This is a genomic window from Nonomuraea sp. NPDC050478 (assembly GCF_044458265.1).
GTDB lineage: Bacteria > Actinomycetota > Actinomycetes > Streptosporangiales > Streptosporangiaceae > Nonomuraea > Nonomuraea ferruginea.
Genome location: NZ_JBITHT010000004.1, coordinates 438,005 through 456,790 on the forward strand (window position 1 = coordinate 438,005; position 18,786 = coordinate 456,790).

An 18,786-nucleotide genomic window follows, 5' to 3' on the forward strand; every position below is an offset into this window, starting at 1 on the left:
GCGTGTCCACCATCGTCATCACCGGCGGCAAGGTCATCACCATGGACCCGGCGAACCCCGCCGCGGAGGCCGTGGCCGTGCGCGACGGCCGCGTCCTGGCCGTCGGGCGGGAGCCCGAGGTGCTGGCCGCGGCCGGGCCGGGCGCGGAGGTCGTGCTCGCGGGCGGGCGCAGCGTGCTGCCCGGGTTCGTCGACCCGCACAACCACCTGCTGTCCACGGCGGAGTCGCTGGTGGCGGTGGACGCCCGCTATCCGGGAGTGGGCAGCGCGCGGGACCTGGTGGCCAGGATCGCCGCCGAGGCGGCCAGGACCCCGGCCGGCCAGTGGATCCGCGCGTACGGCATGGACGACGCGAAGTTCCCCGGCGGCCGGCCCACCCGGCGGCAGCTCGACGAGGCCACCACCGACCACCCGGTGATCGTCTACCACGTCTCCGGGCACCAGGCCGTGGTGAACTCCGCGGCGCTGGCCTGGCGCGGCATCGGCGAGGACGTGGCCGACCCGGCGGGCGGCGCGTTCGTCAGGGACGAGGGCGGCCGGCTGACCGGGATGGTGCTGGACTCCGCCATGGAGCTGCTGCTGCCCGTGGCCGTCGACATCGGCTGCCACGGCCCGAACTTCCACGTCGACCTGCCGCGCGAGCAGCTGCGCTCCTGGCTGGAGATGTCCGCCGAACCGTACCTGAAGGCCGGCGTCACCACCGTGTGCGACCCGCAGGTGTCGCGCCGCGAGCTGGAGATCTACCGGTCCGCCTGGGACGCGGGCACCCTGCCGGTGCGCACGGTGGTCATGCCGCTGTCGCACATGCTCGACGAGCTGACCTCGATCGGCCTGGCGGGCCCGTTCGGCGACGACCGGCTGCGGTTCGGCGCGATGAAGTTCTACTGCGACGGCACGCTCCTGGGCGGCACCGCGATGTTCGACGAGCCGTACGGGGACGACTTCACCGGCACGCTCTACCACCGGCCGGAGGAGCTCGTCGACCTGGTGCGACGGGCCGCGTCGGCGGGCTGGCAGGTCGGCGTGCACACCCAGGGCGACCGGGCGATGGGCTACACGCTCGACGCGCTCAAGGCAGCGGTCGCGGTGTCCGGCGACGACGCCAGGCCGCGGATCGAGCACTGCGGCCACCCCACGCCGGCGCAGGTGCGCGAGTTCGCCTCACTCGGCGTCATCCCGGTCAACCAGCCGAACTTCCTGTACGACAGCGGCACCGACTTCGTGCGCCGGCTCGGCGACAGGAGGGCCCACCGGCTGCAGCCGATGCGCGAGGAGCTGGACGCGGGGCTGCGCCCGGTGCTGTCGAGCGACTCGTTCGTCTCCTCGCTGCGGCCCATGGAGACGGTGTCCAACGCGGTGCGGCGGCGGACCCGCGAGGGCGGGCCGATCGGCGCCGAGCAGGCCGTCACGCTGGAGGAGGCGCTGCGGGCGCACACCGTCGACGCGGCGTACGCGCTGCGCATGGAGGACGTGATCGGCTCGCTCGCCCCCGGCAAGCTGGCCGACGTGGTGGTGCTCGACGCGGACGTCCGGTCGCTGCCGGCCGACGAGCTGTCCGGCGTGGACGCGTGGCTGACCATGCTCGGCGGCCGGATCGCCTACCGGTCGGGACGGGCGGCCAGCGAGGTGTAGACGTCCACCTCCCCCGGGCTGATCAGGCCGTCCTGGATGGCGCAGATGAGCAGCTTCTCCTTGGTGGGGGCGGGCCGGCCGGCCGCCGCGTACTTGACCCTGGCCCGGTCGATGTACTGGCGCACGGTGCGCTCCTTGATGCCCATCCGGGCCGCCACGGACGCCTTGGACATGGACTGGAACCAGTAGAGGAGGGCCAGCCGCTCCTGGTCGGAGAGCTGGGGCCGGTGCGGGCTCTCGTCGGTGGCGATCGCCTGCGCCATCGGCGGGGTGACGCTGGGCCGGTCGGCGGCCACCTCCAGGATGGTCTCGACGCACGACTCGCGGGTGGCCCGCCCCTTGCCGATGAACGCGGAGGCGCCCGCGTCCAGCACGGCGCGGACCGTCTCCGGCTCCTCGTGCTCGGAGAAGACGATGATCCGCTGCCCGCCCTCGCACAGGTCGCCGATCCGGTCGACGATCATGGTGCCGTTGAGGTTGAGATCGAGCAGCAGCACGTCGGCGTGGACGCCGCGGACCGACTCGATGGTGGGCCCCTGGGCGACGAGCGTCACCGGGCCCGGCTGCCCGAACCAGGACCGGACGCCGTCGACCACCACCTGGTGGTCCTCGACCAGGGCGACCGTCACGGGGCCTGCCAGATGCTGTTGACCCATACCTCCCCTCCCTGCCGCTGGTAGGTGATGACGACCCCGCTCGCCTCGCGCACCGGCGCCGGGCTGACGGGCAGGTCGTCGTTGTCGGCCACGACGGCCACGCTCACCATGGTCGACATGGCGGACACGGTGACCCTGGCCCGCGACCTGGCCCCGTCCAGCGCCTGGAGCGGCACTCTGAGCAGGTCCTCGCGTACGCGGTCGGCCAGGTCGGGCAGCGTGCCGCCGAACGGCGGGACCGTCACCAGCACCTTGCGCCGCTCGGCGGCGTCGATGCGCTCGCGCAGCGCGGTGACGAGCGCGTCGGGCACGTCCTCGCGCTCGGTGATGAGGCGGCGCAGCCGCAGGGCGCCGGCCGTGCACTCCTCGCGGACCCGCGCGTCGCCGGGGTCGGCGCCGTCGGCGAGCCGCTCCAGCAGGTCCTCGGCCACGTCGCGGATGGCGGCGTATCGGCGCAGCCGGTCGGCGTGGATGCGCTGGGCGGACATCCGCCAGGCGTCGTCGGCGGCGAGCCGCCGCGCCAGCAGCGCCGCGTCCTCGGCGCTGGCGCGCAGCGCGTGGCAGCCGACGCTGTAGCCGAGCTGCAGGGTGATGCTGCCGGCCACGACCACCAGATACTTGGCGACCGAGACGCGGTCGAACGTGCCGGTGACGGCCATCGCGGCGAGCATGAGCCCGGCGTTCGCCGCCAGGAACGCGATGAGCTCGGCCCGCCAGCGCGGCCGGTTCCACAGCAGCATGACGCCGACCCAGCCGACCGAGCCCCACCCCCAGTCGATGGTGCCGAGCAGGTCGCGCGGGTGGCAGGCGAGCATGACCGCGACGTCCACGGCCAGCGTCGCGGCCACGAGCAGGCCCGTCCCCGCGGTGGACGGCTCGGCGCCGCGTAACAGGGCCACGGCGGCGACGGCCCCGACGGCGGTGTAGACCACCCAGGCGACGGCCGCGAGCACGGGCCAGCGGAAGTCGTGCCAGCCGGTGACCGTGACCGTCAGGTCGTAGCCGACGTGCCAGACGCCGGCGATGACCACGGCGCCGATCGCCGTGTAGCGGGCGTAGCGCCGCGCGACCTGCTCGATGTCGCCGGTCATGGCCGCCACCACAGGGTGACCCGGGTGCCGTCGCCGCCGGAGGTGATGTCGGCGCCGCCGTTGGGCAGGGCGCGCATGGTGTCGAGGATGGAGCCGCGCACGCCGAACCGGTCGGGCGGCAGCCGGTCGTGGTCGAAGCCGCGGCCGTGGTCGGCGACCTCCACGCGGATCTCGCCGCCGCTCCTGCGCGAGGTCAGCTCGGCCTCGCGCACGCCGGCGTGGCGCGCCACGTTGGACAGGGCCTCGGCGACGGCGCGGGCGAAGCTCTCGGCCACCTCGCCCGGCACGGTCTCGTGGGTGAGCCGCCTGCGCACCCGCAGCCCGGTGGCGCGCCCGGCCACCTCGTCGAGCAGCGCGTCCAGGGCGATGGGCACGCCTTCCCTGCCGGGGGTGTCGCGCAGCCGGTCGAGCGCGGACAGGTCGTGGGACGCCTGTTCGCGCAGCGTGGCCGAGGGCCCGTCGTAGGTTCCCAGCCCGACCATGGTGAGGGTGTGCAGGGACGTCTCGTGCACGCTGCCGACCTGCTTCAGCTCGTCCTCGCGGCGCAGCCGCTCGACCATGAGCGCGACGTCGGCCCTGGCGCTCTCCCGCAGGAAGCCGTCGGCGGAGGCGGCGGAGCGGCGCAGCAGCGTCATCAGCACCGCGATGGCCAGCACCTGGACGAGGTGGATGCCGAGCGAGACGGTCACGTCCTGCCCCGGGTCGGCGAGCCGCATCCCGGCCAGGTACGCCACCGCGACGACCAGGCCGGTGGGCACGGCCGCCGCGGGCCGCCAGACGACGGCGGGCACGATGATCGTCATCGTGACCAGCCCCGCGACCCAGCTCGCGCCGCCGGCCAGCGCCTCCCCTGCCACCAGGTGACGCTGCGCCAGGCAGAGCGCCACGGTGATCGCCACGTCGCCGGCCACGAGCCAGGCGGGCAGCCGCGTGCCGCGCCACATCCGCCACAGGAACAGGGCGGTCCAGCCGAGCTCCACCGCCAGGGCGGGCGCCAGCCAGGCCGCGGAGACGGGCGGGGCGGCCCCGAGCGCCGCGGCGACGGCCGCGACCAGGCCGACGACACCGCGCGCGCCGGCAGCGGTGCGCGCGGCGGTGCGCTCCAGCTGCCTGGCCGCCGAGTCGTAGCGCGTGGAACCGAGGTGAGCCATCGCCCGTCCGCCCGCGACGAGATCACAAGTCGGCACTCACGATAACGCACCGGGCGCGGGCGGGCCGGGTGCGCGGTCATGGATCGCATGGCAGCCTTCCTCGGGCCTGTCTCACCTTCGAACCTTCCACCGTCCGCGCCCTCTGCGGCATGACGGCTGATCGACCGTCATGCCACCCCGGGCGGGGCGGCGTGTACTGATCCGTGTCGCGATCACTGCGGCCGAGGGGGGACCTCAATGACGCTCATCTCGATCTCGATCCTGATCTCCTGCCTGTCGGTGATGGCGGTCCGTGGCAGGCGGGGGCCGTGGCCACCGGGCATTCCGGTGGCACGGCCGCGGCTGTCGGCAGCGGGCGGCACGTACGAGGGCTCGAACGGCCGTCCGTCCGACGTCTACGTGATCCAGGAGCGGCTGATCGCGGTGGCGGACGGAGGGGGGCGAGGCCGGCGCGGTCACACGGCGGCCGCGCTGGCCCTGGGCGCGGTGGTCGCGGCACGACCGCAGACGGCCGGTACGGAAGAGGAGGATCTGGGCGGCTGCGCGCGGGCGGCCCGCGACGAGCTCGCCCTGGCGGAGCGGGCCACCGGCCTGGACCTGATCGTGCTCGACGCGGGCGAGCGCCCGCGCCTGCGCTACGCCCACGTCGGCGGCGGCGCGATCTGGTACTGCGCGAAGGGCGGGCGGCCGCGGCGGCTGACGAGGCCCGGGGACGGCCCGGTGGGGACGGCCGAACCCGAGGTCGGCAGCGTGCCGCTCCACCAGGGCGATCGCATCGTGGTGGTCACCGACGGCGTGGTCACGGCGCTCGGGGCGGAGCGGATGACCGCCCTGTTCGCCGACGGCCGGTCCCCGGCGTCCTGCCTGGATCAGCTGTACGACGAGATGTCGGTGGTGGAGCCGGAGGAGGACGCCACGGTGCTCGTCGCCGACTTCGTCACCGCGTGACGCGTTCCTTGCCCTGGTAGAGGCCGTACACGAAGCGGGCCCGGTAGGTCGCGCCGTCGTGCCGGAAGTCGGCCGCCCAGTGGTGCGGGGCGCCGCCGGGCCCGGTCAGCACCTCGAACTCCAGCTCCGGCCACGACGGCAGCACCCAGCACGCCACCTCGCACGTCAGGCTGCCGACCGGCCGCTCGCCCTCATGGGCCGGCGGGCCGAGCGCCGACCGCAGCGCCGTCAGCCCTTTCGGCGCCCGCGCGGCGTGCGCCAGCCTGGTCCAGTGCGCGTGCGCGGCCCGCAGCTCGGCCCGGGTCGCGCCCAGGTCGCGCAGCGCCCGCTCCACCCGCGGGGCGTTGACGTCGCGCATCCGGTGCATCAGCGTGAGCTCGAACTCGCGTACTCCGTATCTCATCTGCTTCCGATCGGCGCGGGACGACACCGCATCGTCGCACAGCGCGCCCTACTCGGCGCGGACGTCGTCGATGTGCACGTCGCCGCCGGTGTTGAGGAACACCCAGACGGCGCGGACGTCGGCCAGGTCGAGGGTGACGCCGAGCGGGCACGCGATCTGGTCGAACCGCTCGGTGACGGTCCTGCTGGAGTGCGGGCCGATCCAGCCCCACCGGCCGCCCTGGCACCACGACATGTCCTCGCCGACCTGGATGGCGATCTCGCCGACGGTGCCGACCTCGCCGGCCCGCACGTCGAACCTGAGCATGCTCGTGCCGGTGAGGTCGAGCGGCTCGTCCAGCGGCCTGCCGAACCAGTTGCCGGCGACCGGGGTGGACACCTTGAGCCCGCTGGTCCCGTGGGTGTGGAAGAGGGGTGACCGGGCGACGGTTCCGCCGTCGCCGGGGTTGGCGATGGTGAAGCCGTCGGTGCCGGTCTCGAAGGAGAACAGGGTGCGCGAGACCGGCAGCACCGGGCTGTCGTCGGGGACGTCGCCGCAGGTGAGCACCGGTGACGCCCAGTCGGCGTGGACCGCAGCCGCGCCGGACTCGGCGGTCAGGCGCAGCCAGTCGGCGCCGGTGAGGTCCGCGGTGAGCGTGGCGGGCGCCTGGCCGGAGGTCATGGGGCCGCTGGTCGCGGCGGTGCGCGCGTCGGCGTGGACGGTGAACGTGGCGGGGGCGCCGGCCGCCGCCTCGTCGTCGACGCCCACGTCGGTGACCAGGCGGGAGCAGCGGCCGCCGAGGTAGTAGCTGATCTCGCTGCCGGTGGTGGTGCCGAGCCCGCGCTGGTACACGCGGCCGCCGATGGTGATGAGGTTGCCGTCGTCCTCCAGCGGCCCGCCGTTGCTCTGGTCGGCCTCGACGGGTCCGGTGGCGTTGACGGTGCTGACCGGGGCGACGGTGCTGAGGTGGCGGCGGCCGTCCCCGGGGGCGGTCACGACCACGGCGACGATCTCGCTGGACGTGCCGGCGGAGCGGCGGCCCCACCGGTAGGCGGCGGTGATCTCGATCGGGTGGCGGCCGGCTGCCGCGGTCGCGGGGACGCCGATCCGCCAGGCGGTCTCCAGGGCGGCGTCCGTCCGGAGCCGGGCGCTGCCGGACGGGCCGGTCGCGGTGGCGGTCCAGCCCTCGGGCGTCCGCACGGTGACCTTGACGTCGCGGACGTCTCCGGCGCCGCGGTTGGTGACCGCCGTGGTCAGCGTGCCGCCGTCGGCGGGGACGACGGTGCCGAGGGCGGCGCCGGCGACGACGGACGGCGGCACGTCGCCGGGGCCGCGCAGCGGGCTCACCCGGTAGACGACGGTGCCGTGCGCGGGGACGGCGGCGGAGATGGTGGACCGGGCCTGGAGGGTCCGCCCGGTCCACAGGTCGCGCAGGCGGTACGCCCCGGCCCGGCGCAGCCCGGTGTCGGCGGCGGCGACGCCGACCGTGGCGAGCGTGTCGGTGGAGTTGTAGAGGGCGATCGCCCGGTCGCCGCCGGCCAGCGGCTTGTCGAGGACCATGAGCCCGTTCTCGTCGGAGACGACCGCGCCCTGGACGCCCAGCCGGTCCTGGTCGACGGCGATGATCTCGCGGTTGCCGAGGATCTCCAGGGTCTCGGCGGAGGCGGCCCGCAGGTCGGTGCCGATGATCAGCGGGGCGGCCATCATCGCCCACATGCTCATGTGGGTGCGGTACTCGGTGGCCGTCATGCCGCCGTTGCCGATCTCCAGCATGTCGGGGTCGTTCCAGTGTCCCGGTCCCGCGTACGGGGCGAGGGGGGCGTTCTGGCGGATGATGGAGCGGACGCTGGACCAGTCGTCGCTGATGTCGCCGGTGGTGCGCCACAGCTGCCCGACGCCCTCGGCCCAGGTCCACGGCTGGGAGGTGCCCCACTCGCAGATGGAGTAGACGATCGGCCGCCCGGTTCGGGCGAGCGCGTCGCGCATCGCCGTGTAGCGGCGGATGTAGTCCTCCTGCGAGCCGTCGGACTGGTTGTTGCAGTTGTCGTACTTGAGGTAGTCGACACCCCAGCCGGCCCACGTGCGGGCGTCGATCTCCTCGTGGCCGAGGCTGCCCGGATAACCGGCGCACGTCCTGGTGCCGGCGTCGCCGTAGATGCCCAGTTTGAGGCCCTTGGCGTGGACGTAGTCCGCGACGCCGTCGATCCCGCCGGGGAACTTGTCAGGGTCGGGGACGAGCCTGCCGTCGGGTCCGCGCTCGCGCAGGGACCAGCAGTCGTCGATGTTGACGTATTCGTACCCCAGGTCTCTGAGCCCGCTGGAGACCAGGACGTCGGCCGTCTCCTTGATCAGGGTCTCGCTGACCTCGCAGCCGAACGCGTTCCAGTTGTTGAACCCCATCGGCGGGGTGGCGGCGAGGGCGGGCCCCGCGGTCGGCGGCGCGGGGGCCGCGGCCTGGACCGGCGCCGCGACGAGCGTCGCTCCGGCGACGAGCAGGGCGGTGACGAGGGCGGTGAGCCGCATGGACGCCTCCGGCTGATGGCGGGGTACGCGATCGGGGACGCTACCTACGCTGATCCACACCGTCAACGCTTTTCTTAACTGGTTCACCGAACCGACTGAAAGTTTCGCCAGCCCAACACAACTAAGGTCATGTCGTGAACCCTGAATCGGTTAACCACCCGCACATTTGGGGCGCGTGGCGTGAGCATGTAGAAGTGACTGCATGACGACGTCTTCCGGGCCTTTCGCCGGCCGCACCATCGACGACCTCGGCCGCGACCTGCGGGCGGGCCGCACGACGGCCGAGGAGCTGACGCGGGAGGCGCTCGACGCCATCACCAGGCTCGATCCCGTACTGAACGCCTTCGTGAGCGTCGACCAGGACGGCGCGCTGGCGGCGGCCAGGGAGGCCGACGCCGAGCTGGCCGGTGGGGCCGACCGGGGCCCGCTGCACGGGCTGCCGGTGGGGGTCAAGGACCTGCTCCTGGTGGCGGGCATGCCCGCCACCATGGGCTCGCGGCACTTCGCGGGGTACGTCCCCGACACCGACGCGGCGTGCGTGACCCGGCTGCGCGAGGCCGGGGCGGTGATCGTGGGCAAGACCACGACCCAGGAGTTCGCGTACGGGCCGACCGGCGACTGCTCGGCCAACGGCGCGTCCCGCAACCCGTGGGACCCCGCGCGCATGTCGGGCGGCTCCAGCGGCGGCAGCGGCGCAGCCGTGGCCGCGGGGCTGGTGCCGCTGGCGATCGGCACCGACACCGGCGGCTCGGTGCGCATCCCCGCGGCGCTGTGCGGGGTGGCCGGTCTCAAGCCCGCGTACGGCGCGATCCCGGCTGACGGCGCCTTCCCGCTGTCGCCCAGCCTGGACCACGTGGGCGTGCTCGCCCGCACCGCCGGCGAGTGCTTCCTCGCCTACCGTCTCCTCAGCGGCCGGGACGCCGTCGAGAGCGGCTCCGTCACGCCACGCGTCGCCTGGCTCGACCCCTCCGACCTGCACCCCTGCGACCCCGAGGTGGTGCGGGTCGCCGCCGGGGCTGCGGGCGCGAAGGAGCGGGTCGCGCTCCCGCCGGGGGCCGCCGAGGCGTTCATGGACGTGTACGTCACGATCGGCGGCGCCGAGGCGGCCGAGGTGCACGCCGAGCGGGTGGCGGAGGCGCCTGAGCTGTTCCAGCCCGAGGTGCTCGACCGGCTCAGGGGCGCGATGCGGGTGCCGGGCTGGAAGTACGTCCGCGCGACGGCGGAGCGGCGGCGGCTCGCCGGGGTGGCCGAGAAGCTGTTCGAGGACCACGACGTGCTCGCGCTGCCGACCGTGCCGCTCACCGCCCCGCCGCTGGGCCTGCGGGAGACGGTGCTCGACGGCCGGCCGGTCGGCGTCCGCGCCGCGCTGCTGGCCCTGACCTCCCCGTGGAACGTGCTCGGTTTCCCGGCGCTGTCCGTGCCGGCGGGCCTGGCCGGCGGGCTGCCTGTCGGGTTGCAGCTCGTCTGCCGGCCGGGCGACGAGCACCTGCTCGCCGCCGCCGTTCCCACGACGTAGTGCAGGCTGTACCAGCGGTCTCCAGCGGGCTGGATCGATCTTGAGGGGGCGCGCCGACAGGCTGGGTGGTGTTCGAGAACGAGCCATCCGAGCAGAGGGAGCCACCCATGTCGCAGCACCCCGCACGCATCCTGGCGGCGTCGGCACTCGCCACGCTGGCCGGGCTGGGCCTGACCGCCCCGGTCGCGCACGCCGCCCCCGCCGACCCCGTGCAGAAGCGCCTGGACACGCTCGTCCAGGAGTCGTCGTTCCCCGGCGCGATCGCGGCCGTGCGCGGGCGCGACGGACGGACCCGCACCTACACGTCCGGCGTGGCCGACCTGAAGACCGAGGCGAAGATGCCGGCGGACGGGCGGGTGCGGATCGCCAGCAACACCAAGATGTTCACCGCCGTGGTCGCGCTCCAGCTGGCCGGTGAGGGCAAGCTGGACCTGGACGCGCCCATCGAGAAGTATCTGCCCGGGGTGGTCCGGGGCAAGGGCGTCGACGGGCGGAAGATCACCACCCGCCGGCTGCTCCAGCACACGAGCGGCCTGCGCGACTACGACGACGTCCTCATCGGCGACTTCTTCTCCGTGCTGGAGCGCCACTTCGAGCCGCGCGAGCTGGTGGACACGGCGCTGGCGCGCCGGGACTCCCCCGCCAAGGGCTGGGACTACAGCAACACCAACTACATCCTGGCCGGGCTTCTCGTGCAGAAGGTCACCGGCCGGCCGATCGGCGAGGAGATCACCAGGCGCGTCATCAAGCCGCTGGGCCTGCGCGACACGTACTGGCCCGGCGTCGGCGAGCGGGACATCCGCGGCCCGCACCCCAAGGGCTACCTCGCGCTGAAGCCCGGCGACCCGTACCGGGACGTCACCCGGCTGGACCCGTCGATGGCGTGGGCGGCGGGCGCGCTCGTGGCCACCCCGAAGGATCTCAACACGTTCATGACCGCGCTCATGGACGGCGAGCTGCTCAGGCCCGCGCAGCTCAAGCAGATGAAGAAGACCGTCGCCGCGCCCGAGTTCGACACCGTGGGCGGCGCCCGGTACGGGCTGGGCATCGCCACCTTCAAGCTGAGCTGCGGCGGTTTCGCCTGGTCCCACGGCGGTTCCGCCCCCGGCTACGCCACGGGCAACGGCGTCACCGAGGACGGCCGCGCCGCCACCGTCGCGGTCACCTCCCTGCCGTCCGACCTGCCCGCCGTCAAGAACCTGGAAGCCGCCCTGGACACCGCCCTCTGCGCGTGACAGCCTCGATCCGAGGAGGGGCGATCATGACGGCGGGCGAGCAGATCATCGTCGCGGTCCTCTTCGGCGGGGCGGCGTTCCTCGCGCTCGCCCTGGGCCTGCTGGGCGCGTCCCGGCGGCTGCCGCGCAACCCTCTCTTCGGGGTCCGTACGAGGACGTCCATGGCGAGCGACGAGGCCTGGCGGCGGATACACGTCAGATTCGCCCCTTTCTCGTACGCGGTCGCCGTCCTCTGGGCGGTCACCGCGGCCACCCCCTTCGTCACCGGCTGGAACGAGCCGCTGGTGGTCGCCGGGATCGTGCTCGGGCTGGTCGTCCTGCTGGTGGGGGCGGTGCGGGCGCACCGGGATCCGGGGTAGCGCTCCCGCGCGGATCCGGGCGCACAATGGGTGTCAAGGGCATGTCAATCCGCCCGGTGAACACTCATAATCGGTGATCTACGCGGCAGCCTCACCTGCCGGGAGGAGAAACCGGGATGCCCGAGTTCTTACCGCTACGCGAGGAAGACCCGACCCACGTGGGCCCGTACCGGCTGATCGGCCGGCTCGGCAGGGGCGTGTACGCGGCCGAGGGCGCGGAGGCCGGCCGGCCCGTGGTGGTGAAGCTGCTGGGCCCGCAGGTCGACCAGGAGCGGTTCCTGCGGCTGGTCGAGTCGATCCGCGAGGTGTCCGCCTTCTGCTCGGCCCAGGTGCTCGATTCGGGCACGGCGGGCGGCCGCCCTTACGTGGTGAGCGAGTACATCGACGGGCCGACGCTGGCGGCGGTGACGGCGGGCGGGACGCGGCTGCGGGAGGCGGCGCTGCACCGGCTCGCGGTCGGCACGGTGACCGCGCTGGTGGCGATCCACCAGGCGGGGGCGGTCCACGGAGACGTGCGGCCGGAGAACGTGGTGCTCGGTCCCGACGGCCCCCGGCTGATCAACGTGGGCGTGGCGGGGGCGATGGCGGCCTCCGCCGAGACGACGACCCGGCAGGTGGAGACGCCCGCGTTCGCGGCGCCCGAGCGGCTCGACGGGGCGGAGCCGGGGCCGGCGGCGGACATGTTCTCGTGGGCCGCGACCTTGGTGTCGGCGGCCACGGGGCGCTCCCCGTTCGACGGCGGGTCGATGGCGGGCACGGTCAACCGGATCGTCGGCGAGCCGCCCGACCTGCCCGATCTCGGGGACCTGCGGGGCGTCGTCGAGGGGTGCCTGGACAAGGACCCGGCGCTCCGGCCCTCCTCCAGCGACGTGCTGCTGCGGCTGGTCGGCGAGACGCGGTTCCTGACCGGCAAGCTGCTCCCGCAGGCCGGCTGGAGGGACGAGCCGCCCGCGCGGCGCGGGCGGGGGCCGCTGGTCGCGGTGGCGGCGTTCGCCGCCGGGGCGCTGCTGTCGGGCGCCGCCGTGTACACGCTGGCGCCCCCGTGGGTGACCACCTCGGCGGCTTCGTCCCCCTCGCCCGGCGCGGTCATCACCTCCGGCGCGCCGATCACCCCCAGCGTGACCACGGCGCCGGTCGCCAGCGTCCCCCCGAAGGCGGACAAGGACGTCGAGCTGCCCGACATCGGCGCCACGCTGCACGAGCACCCGGACGACGTCGCGCGCCTGACGGCCTACCTCCAGGTGAGCCGGCCCTTCAAGACGTTCGTCAGGGACGCGTCCGGCCGGTTCGAGGAGGTCGGCCTGGCCGAGGAGCCCCGGGTGTCGCCGGACGGCCGGTGGGTGGCGCTCAACCCGTGGCTCAAGTACCAGAACTCCGACATGGACCACGTCCGGTTCCGCGACCTGTCGACCGGCGAGACCTTCACCGTCCAGACCGTGAAGAAGCCCGAGTCGACGCAGGTGCCGGCATGGTCGCGCGACGGCCGCCGGCTGCTTCTGTCGATCAGGACGGAGGACGCGAAGCTGTTCTCGGGCTTCGTCGTCGTCGACGTGGCCGCGCGCACCTCCACGGTGGTCAACACCCAGTACAAGGACGCGATCTCGCTGCCGTTCACGTTCCTCCCGGACGGGACGATCGCCCGCGGCTACTCGGGTGAGAAGTCGCAGGGCATCGAGACGTACGACATGTCGGGCAAGGTGACGACCACCAAGCACTGGGTGGGCATGCCGCGCGACCGCGACTGGTACTCGCCCGACGGCAGGCAGTTCTTCACCGTCTGCCCGAAGAGCGGGGACGTGTGCGTCTGGGACGCGGTGACCGGCGCCCGCAAGGCCACGGTGGAGGGCCTGGACGACGACGTCCGGCTGATCGGCTGGTTCAACGATGATCACCTGCTGATCGAGGATCCCGGCAAGAAGAAGGGCCGCCTCCAGGTGAAGGTCGTGGACTTCCTCGGGAGGACGAAGCGCGTGCTCGCGGACGTGGACGAGCGCGGCAGCAACCGCCAGTGGGCGGCGATCCGGCGGTGACCGTGGAGCCGAGGCCGCTGCTGACGGAGGACCCCGCGCGGGTGGGGTCGTACCGCGTCGCGGGCCGGCTGGGCGAGGGCGGGCAGGGCGTCGTCTACCTGGGCGAGTCGGCCGCCGGCGAGCGGGTGGCGATCAAGCTGCTGGCGCACGCGCTGGACGAGGAGGCCAGGGCCGACTTCGCCAAGGAGGTCGAGCTGGCGCGGCGGGTCAAGGCGTTCTGCACGGCGAGCGTGCTGGCCAGCGGCGAGCTCGACGGCGTCCCGTACGTGATCAGCGAGTTCGTCGACGGGCCGTCGCTCGCCCGGGTGCTCGCCGAGCGGGGGCCGCTGGGCGGGGCCGAGCTGCGCCGGCTGGCGATCGGCAGCGTGACCGCGCTGGCGGCCATCCACCAGGCGGGGGTGGTGCACCGCGACTTCAAGCCGGGCAACGTCCTGCTCGGGCGGGACGGGCCGCGGGTGATCGACTTCGGCATCTCCAGGACGTTCGACGCCGCGGAACCGGACGGCGACCACCTGACGGGGACACCGCCGTTCATGGCTCCCGAGCAGTTCGGGCGCGGCGCGGGCGCGCCCGCGGACCTGTTCGCGTGGGCGGCCACGGTGGTGTGCGCGGCGACCGGCTCGCCGCCGTTCGGCTCCGGCGACGTGCCCGCGCTGGTGAACCGGATCCTGCGCGCCGAGCCGGACCTGGGCGATCTCCCCGGCGACCTGCGCGAGGTGGTGAGCAGTTGCCTGGCCAAGGACCCGGCGGCCCGGCCGACCGCGCGCACCGCGCTGCTGCGGCTGCTCGGTCACCGGGTGGAGCCGCAGCGCCTGCTCGCCGAGGGCACCAGGAGCGCGGCCCCGGAGCCCGCCCCGCGCGGGCCGCGGCGGCGGGTGCTCGTCGCGGGCGCCGCCGCCGTGGTGCTGGCGGGCGCGGCGACGGCCGTCGTGCTCGGTCTCCGGAGCACGCCTGACGGCCCGATCCCGCCGGCGCCGCAGCGCGTCTCCTCCGGTTCGATGAGCACCGGCTCCACCACCACCTCGACGCTCCCCGGCACCGGGGTCGAGCTGCACGAGAACCCCGCCGACCCGATCTGGGCCAGCTCCTACTACGGCGGCTTCGCGGAGGCGGACTTCCCCGCCTACGTCCGCGATCCCCGTAGCGGGACCTTCCAGCGGTTCGGCAGCTTCCAGATCCCGGTCGTGTCCCCCGGCGGCCGGTACGTGGCCGCGCTCCCGGTCTCCAACCTCGACGTGACCGACCACAACACGCTGCGGCTGGTGGACCGCGGCACCGGCGAGGACGTCACGCTGCGGACCGCCGGCAAGCCAGGTCTCACGCTGGACCCGGCCTGGACCGCCGACGGCGGCCGCCTGCTCCTGACGCTCAGGGCGGGCCCGGACGAGCAGCGCACCGTCGGCTTCGTCGTCGTCGACCCGGCAGCCAAGAGCGTCCAGACCCGCCGCACGGACTTCGGCGGCGAGGCCGGCTACGGGTGGGGGCCGGACGGCTCGACGCTCGTCACCCAGGGCGGCGACGGCGCCATCCGGTATGTCGGGCTCGACGGCCGGGTGCTGCGCACGTTCACCGGCAAGGGCGCGCTGATCCGGGGCGGCGTCGCCGGCACCACGGCCGGCCGGGTGTTCACCACCACCTGCCGGGAGGGGTCGCGCGACGTCTGCCTGTGGGACGCGGCCACCGGCGAGCGGAAGGCGGTGATCCCGCCGGCGAAGGGCATGGTGTTCAACGGCTGGCTGGACCGGAGCCACTTCCTGGCGACCGTCATCGGCCGCGAGAAGGGCCGGCTGGTGCTCGGCGGGATGGACGGCGAGGCCGTACGGGTCCTCGCCGAGGGCCCGGCCGACCAGCTGAACCAGATCAGCGTCTGGTTCACTCCCCGCTGAACCCGAGCACCGTCCGCAGGATCGCCGCCGGGTCGCCGCCGCCGCCCCGCCAGGCCACGTGCTGGTCGGGCCGGACCAGGACGAGCGGCGCGCCGTACCTGTCGAGCAGCCCTTCGCCCGTCAGGTCCACCACCGTGAACGGCACCCCGAGGGCCCGCGCCGCCTCCTCGAAGGCGGGGCCGGGCTCCGGTGTCAGGCGCAGCAGCGTGAGCCCCTCGCCCAGCGTGTCGTACAGGGAACGGCCGCCGGGCAGCCAGGCGTGCGGCAGCCGCGCGCCCGGCCGGCCGGAGCCGTGGTAGTCCTGCGGGGTGTGCGGCGGGACGGGCGAGCCGTCGTCGGCCACGATCGGCGAGCCCGCGTAGTGGTAGCCGAGCACGAGCCCCTCGCTGTAGAACTCGCCGGCCTTGACCCGCAGCGCGGCGGCCGTCTCGGCGCGGGCGCGGGCGGCCTCCGGGCCCGGGCCGGTGAGCGGCCGGTCGGCGAAGGTCGGCGCGAGCAGCTTCTCCTGGGCGGAGCTGTCGGCGACGGTCTGGACGGCCACCGGGCGGCGCTCGGCCTCGTAGCTGTCGAGCAGGCCGGGTCCGCCCCAGCCCTGGAGCACGGCGGCGAGCTTCCAGGCGACGTTGACCGCGTCGCCGACGCAGGTGTTGAACCCGTGGCCGCCCCACGGCGGGTTGAGGTGGGCGGCGTCGCCGACCAGGAAGACCCGGCCGGCGCGGTAGCGGTCGGCGAGCAGCATCCGGGCCACCCACGGGTCGGTGCTGACGACGCTGATCGGCAGGTCGGCGCCGATGAGCACGCGCACCAGCCGCTCGGGGTCCGGGGCGGAGGTGCGCACGTCGACGCCCACCATGATCGCCCACCACTTGTCGTCCAGGTCCATCCGGCCCATCAGGCCGGACACCTCCGGATGGATCACCCAGTACTGCACGGCCGGGTCGAGCGGGATCTTCTGCGCCAGGCCGGGCGCCCGGAACACCACGCTCAGGTTGGGCCGCTCGCCGGACGAGCCCTCGTACGACGCGCCGATCGCCTCGCGGCTGACCCCGGCGGCGCCGTCGCAGCCCAGTAAGTAGTCGGCTTCGAGCGTGGAGCCGTCGGAGAGCCGGGCCCGGACCCGGTCGCCGTCCTGGTCGATCGCGGTGACGGCGACCCCGGTCAGCAGCGTGACGGCGGGCAGCTCGGCCACCGCCTCGCGCAGCAGCCGCTCGACGATCGGCTGCGGCACCTGCTGGCCGGGCTCCGCCCACCGCTCGTCGCGCTCGGGGTAGAGGCCGAAGGCGTGGGGGAAGCGGGTGAGCTCGACGCCGAGCAGGTTCGTACAGAACAGGACGTCCTGCGACCAGGAGACGGGCAGCGGCGCGGCGGCGCGCAACCGGTCGGCGAGCCCCCATCGGCGCAGGTGCTCCATGGTGCGCATGCTGGTGGTCTTGGCGCGCGGCCGGTCCTGGTCGATCGTGGTGCGCGGCTCGACCACGGTGACGGTGACGCCGCGGCGGCCGAGCTCGACGGCCGCGGCCAGCCCGGCGGGGCCGCCGCCCGCGACGAGGACCCGGCTCACGCGCCCCTCCTGCCGGACGGGCCGGTGACCGGGGTCCGGATCACGCCCAGCCGGTCGACCTCCACCTCGACCACGTCGCCGGGTGTCAGCAGCCGGGGCGGCGTGCGGACGTAGCCGACGCCTTCCGGGGTGCCGGTGGCGATGACGTCGCCGGGGTGGAGTGTCAGCGTGGCGCTGATGCGGGACAGGAGTGCGGGCACGGTGAAGATCATGTCACTGGTGTCGCCGTCCTGCATCACCTCGCCGTTGACCCGGGTGACCACGCGCCATCCGTCGGCGGGGCTCCCGGTCTCGTCGGCGGTGACGATCGGGCCGATCGGGCCGCTGCGGTCGGCGTTCTTGCCGAGCGTCCACTGGCTGGTGAGCTTCTGGGCGGTGCGGGCGGTGATGTCGTTGAACGCGGCGTACCCGAGGACGCCCGCCCCCGCCTCGCTCTCGCCGGCGTCGGCCAGCCGCGCGCCGACGACGGCGGCGACCTCGCCCTCCCAGTCCAGCCCCGGCTCTCCGGCGGGCACCGGCACGGCCGTGCCGGTCACCGAGAGCGAGGCCGTCCACCGGCCGAACACGGTCGGGTGCGCGGGCGGCTCGAAGCCGCCCTCCGCCGCGTGCGCGCGGTAGTTGAGCCCCACGCACAGCACCCGCGCCGACGGCGGCACGGGCGGGGCGAGCTCCACCTCCGCCAGCGGCACCCCGCCGGGCCCCGCCTGGCGGGCCCGGTCCAGCCAGTACGGGACGTCGCTGTAGAAGTCGGTCACCTCGGCGAGGGGCGTGACGGTGCTGTCCGCCAGGACGCCGACCGTGACGTGCCGTCTGTTGTCGCGCGCGGCCATGCCGACGAGCTTCACCGCGGGTCTCCTTCCTCGACCAGCCTGATGTCGAACTCCGCCGCCAGGAACGGGCCGTCCATGCCGAAGCGCGCGTCGGCGGACGGCAGGAAGTCCGTGACGAGCGCGTCCTTGACCGCGAACGCGGCGTCGGAGCCGAGGTAGGGGTCGCCGGCGACGAAGATGTGGGTGGTGAGCGGCCGGTGCCCGGCCGCCTGGACCTTGATGTGCACGTGCGCGGGCCGCATGGGATGGCGGCCGACCGCCCGCAGCAGCTCGCCGACGGGGCCGTCGGTCGGCACCGGGTAGCTGCTCGGCTTCACCGTGCGGAACCAGTACGCGCCGTCGTCGCCGGTGGTGAGCAGGGCGCGCAGGTTCCCGTCGGGCTGCTCGGCGTCCTGGCTGTCGTACAGGCCGGTGTCGTTCGACTGCCAGACGTCGAGCACCGCGCCGGGGAGGGGGTTGCCGTCGCAGTCGGTGACGCGGCCGTGCACGACGGCGGGCTCGCCGCGGTGCCGCTCGGGCCCCTCGGCGATCCAGGCGCCCATGGGGCGGGGCGGCGCGGGCGAGTGGAAGGGGCCCTCGACCGAGCTGGGGGTCATGGTGGGCGGGCCGGTGTGGTTCACCTCGTCGACGGCCGAGGTGACGCCCAGCATGTCGGACAGCAGGATGAACTCGTTGCGGGTCTCGGTGCAGGTCTGCCCGACGCGGACCAGGAAGTCGACGGCACGCAGCCATTCGGCCTCGGTGGGCCTGGTCTCGCGGACGAACGCGTGCAGGTGGGTGACCAGGCCGCCGACCAGCTCGCGCACCCGCGGGTCCGCGCCGCCGACGGAGGCGAGCACCTGTGCGAGCAGGGCGTCGAGCCGGTCGGATCCGGGGTTCGCGGTCATCGTCGCCTCCACATCTGTCTTGATCGGCAAACCCTAGGGCGTGGCCCCGGCGCGCACCAGGGAGGATTTCACTCAATGGCATGCGTCACTGGCACACTGC

General features: G+C 74.3%; 15 protein-coding genes. 7 read left to right on the forward strand and 8 right to left on the reverse strand.

Translation table 11 applies throughout. The annotated features are described in order from the left end of the window. Window positions 1–2: 2 nt before the first annotated feature. Entirely contained in the window at window positions 3–1,631 is a 1,629-nt protein-coding gene (locus ACIBF7_RS22005; RefSeq protein ID WP_148033242.1) for an amidohydrolase, read from the forward strand. Here ACIBF7_RS22005 and ACIBF7_RS22010 read toward each other — a convergent pair. From ACIBF7_RS22010 to ACIBF7_RS22020, 3 genes are read right to left on the reverse strand one after another with little or no spacing between them, the layout of a single operon-like run. Beyond that, window positions 1,598–2,287, reverse strand: coding sequence for a response regulator (locus tag ACIBF7_RS22010; RefSeq protein ID WP_148033243.1), 690 nt, complete (start codon window positions 2,285–2,287; stop codon window positions 1,598–1,600). The genes ACIBF7_RS22005 and ACIBF7_RS22010 overlap by 34 nt on opposite strands. Next, window positions 2,257–3,378 carry a hypothetical protein gene (locus ACIBF7_RS22015; RefSeq protein WP_148033244.1) on the reverse strand — a complete coding sequence of 374 codons (1,122 nt, stop codon included), beginning with the start codon at window positions 3,376–3,378 and terminating at the stop codon, window positions 2,257–2,259. The genes ACIBF7_RS22010 and ACIBF7_RS22015 overlap by 31 nt, the downstream gene beginning before the upstream one ends. Then, complete coding sequence (locus tag ACIBF7_RS22020; RefSeq protein ID WP_187281296.1) at window positions 3,375–4,529, reverse strand: sensor histidine kinase; 1,155 nt, start codon at window positions 4,527–4,529, stop codon at window positions 3,375–3,377. The genes ACIBF7_RS22015 and ACIBF7_RS22020 overlap by 4 nt, the downstream gene beginning before the upstream one ends. A gap of 237 nt (window positions 4,530–4,766) precedes the next feature. Between ACIBF7_RS22020 and ACIBF7_RS22025 the strand changes: the two genes are divergently transcribed. After that, a complete protein-coding gene (locus tag ACIBF7_RS22025; RefSeq protein WP_219551180.1) occupies window positions 4,767–5,477 on the forward strand; it encodes a SpoIIE family protein phosphatase in 711 nt (236 codons plus the stop codon). Here ACIBF7_RS22025 and ACIBF7_RS22030 read toward each other — a convergent pair. Both ACIBF7_RS22030 and ACIBF7_RS22035 read right to left on the reverse strand, forming a co-directional pair. Then, on the reverse strand, window positions 5,467–5,880 hold the full coding sequence (locus ACIBF7_RS22030) for a hypothetical protein (RefSeq protein WP_397197993.1): 414 nt from the start codon (window positions 5,878–5,880) through the stop codon (window positions 5,467–5,469). The two genes, ACIBF7_RS22025 and ACIBF7_RS22030, sit on opposite strands and share 11 nt — an antisense overlap. A 48-nt stretch (window positions 5,881–5,928) precedes the next feature. Next, window positions 5,929–8,382 carry an NPCBM/NEW2 domain-containing protein gene (locus ACIBF7_RS22035; protein WP_148033246.1) on the reverse strand — a complete coding sequence of 818 codons (2,454 nt, stop codon included), beginning with the start codon at window positions 8,380–8,382 and terminating at the stop codon, window positions 5,929–5,931. A gap of 202 nt (window positions 8,383–8,584) precedes the next feature. Here ACIBF7_RS22035 and ACIBF7_RS22040 point away from each other — a divergent pair, with 202 nt between their 5' ends. The 5 genes from ACIBF7_RS22040 to ACIBF7_RS22060 all read left to right on the forward strand — a co-directional run bounded on the left by ACIBF7_RS22040 (window position 8,585) and on the right by ACIBF7_RS22060 (window position 15,408). Continuing rightward, window positions 8,585–9,898, forward strand: a complete 1,314-nt coding sequence (locus tag ACIBF7_RS22040) for an amidase (protein ID WP_271279742.1) — start codon at window positions 8,585–8,587, stop codon at window positions 9,896–9,898. Between the two features lie 107 nt (window positions 9,899–10,005). After that, window positions 10,006–11,133, forward strand: coding sequence for a serine hydrolase domain-containing protein (locus tag ACIBF7_RS22045; protein ID WP_397197994.1), 1,128 nt, complete (start codon window positions 10,006–10,008; stop codon window positions 11,131–11,133). Between the two features lie 26 nt (window positions 11,134–11,159). Further along, complete coding sequence (locus tag ACIBF7_RS22050; RefSeq protein ID WP_148033249.1) at window positions 11,160–11,492, forward strand: SdpI family protein; 333 nt, start codon at window positions 11,160–11,162, stop codon at window positions 11,490–11,492. Between the two features lie 116 nt (window positions 11,493–11,608). Continuing rightward, on the forward strand, window positions 11,609–13,522 hold the full coding sequence (locus tag ACIBF7_RS22055) for a protein kinase (protein ID WP_397197996.1): 1,914 nt from the start codon (window positions 11,609–11,611) through the stop codon (window positions 13,520–13,522). After that, entirely contained in the window at window positions 13,501–15,408 is a 1,908-nt protein-coding gene (locus tag ACIBF7_RS22060) for a protein kinase (protein ID WP_397197997.1), read from the forward strand. Before ACIBF7_RS22055 ends, ACIBF7_RS22060 begins: the two co-directional genes overlap by 22 nt. Here ACIBF7_RS22060 and ACIBF7_RS22065 read toward each other — a convergent pair. The 3 genes from ACIBF7_RS22065 to ACIBF7_RS22075 are packed head-to-tail and all read right to left on the reverse strand — an operon-like array spanning window position 15,395 to window position 18,686. After that, a complete protein-coding gene (locus ACIBF7_RS22065) occupies window positions 15,395–16,969 on the reverse strand; it encodes an FAD-dependent monooxygenase (protein WP_397197998.1) in 1,575 nt (524 codons plus the stop codon). The two genes, ACIBF7_RS22060 and ACIBF7_RS22065, sit on opposite strands and share 14 nt — an antisense overlap. Further along, window positions 16,966–17,814, reverse strand: a complete 849-nt coding sequence (locus ACIBF7_RS22070; protein ID WP_397197999.1) for a fumarylacetoacetate hydrolase family protein — start codon at window positions 17,812–17,814, stop codon at window positions 16,966–16,968. Before ACIBF7_RS22070 ends, ACIBF7_RS22065 begins: the two co-directional genes overlap by 4 nt. Continuing rightward, complete coding sequence (locus ACIBF7_RS22075; RefSeq protein ID WP_397198000.1) at window positions 17,811–18,686, reverse strand: dioxygenase; 876 nt, start codon at window positions 18,684–18,686, stop codon at window positions 17,811–17,813. Before ACIBF7_RS22075 ends, ACIBF7_RS22070 begins: the two co-directional genes overlap by 4 nt. Window positions 18,687–18,786 lie beyond the last annotated feature (100 nt).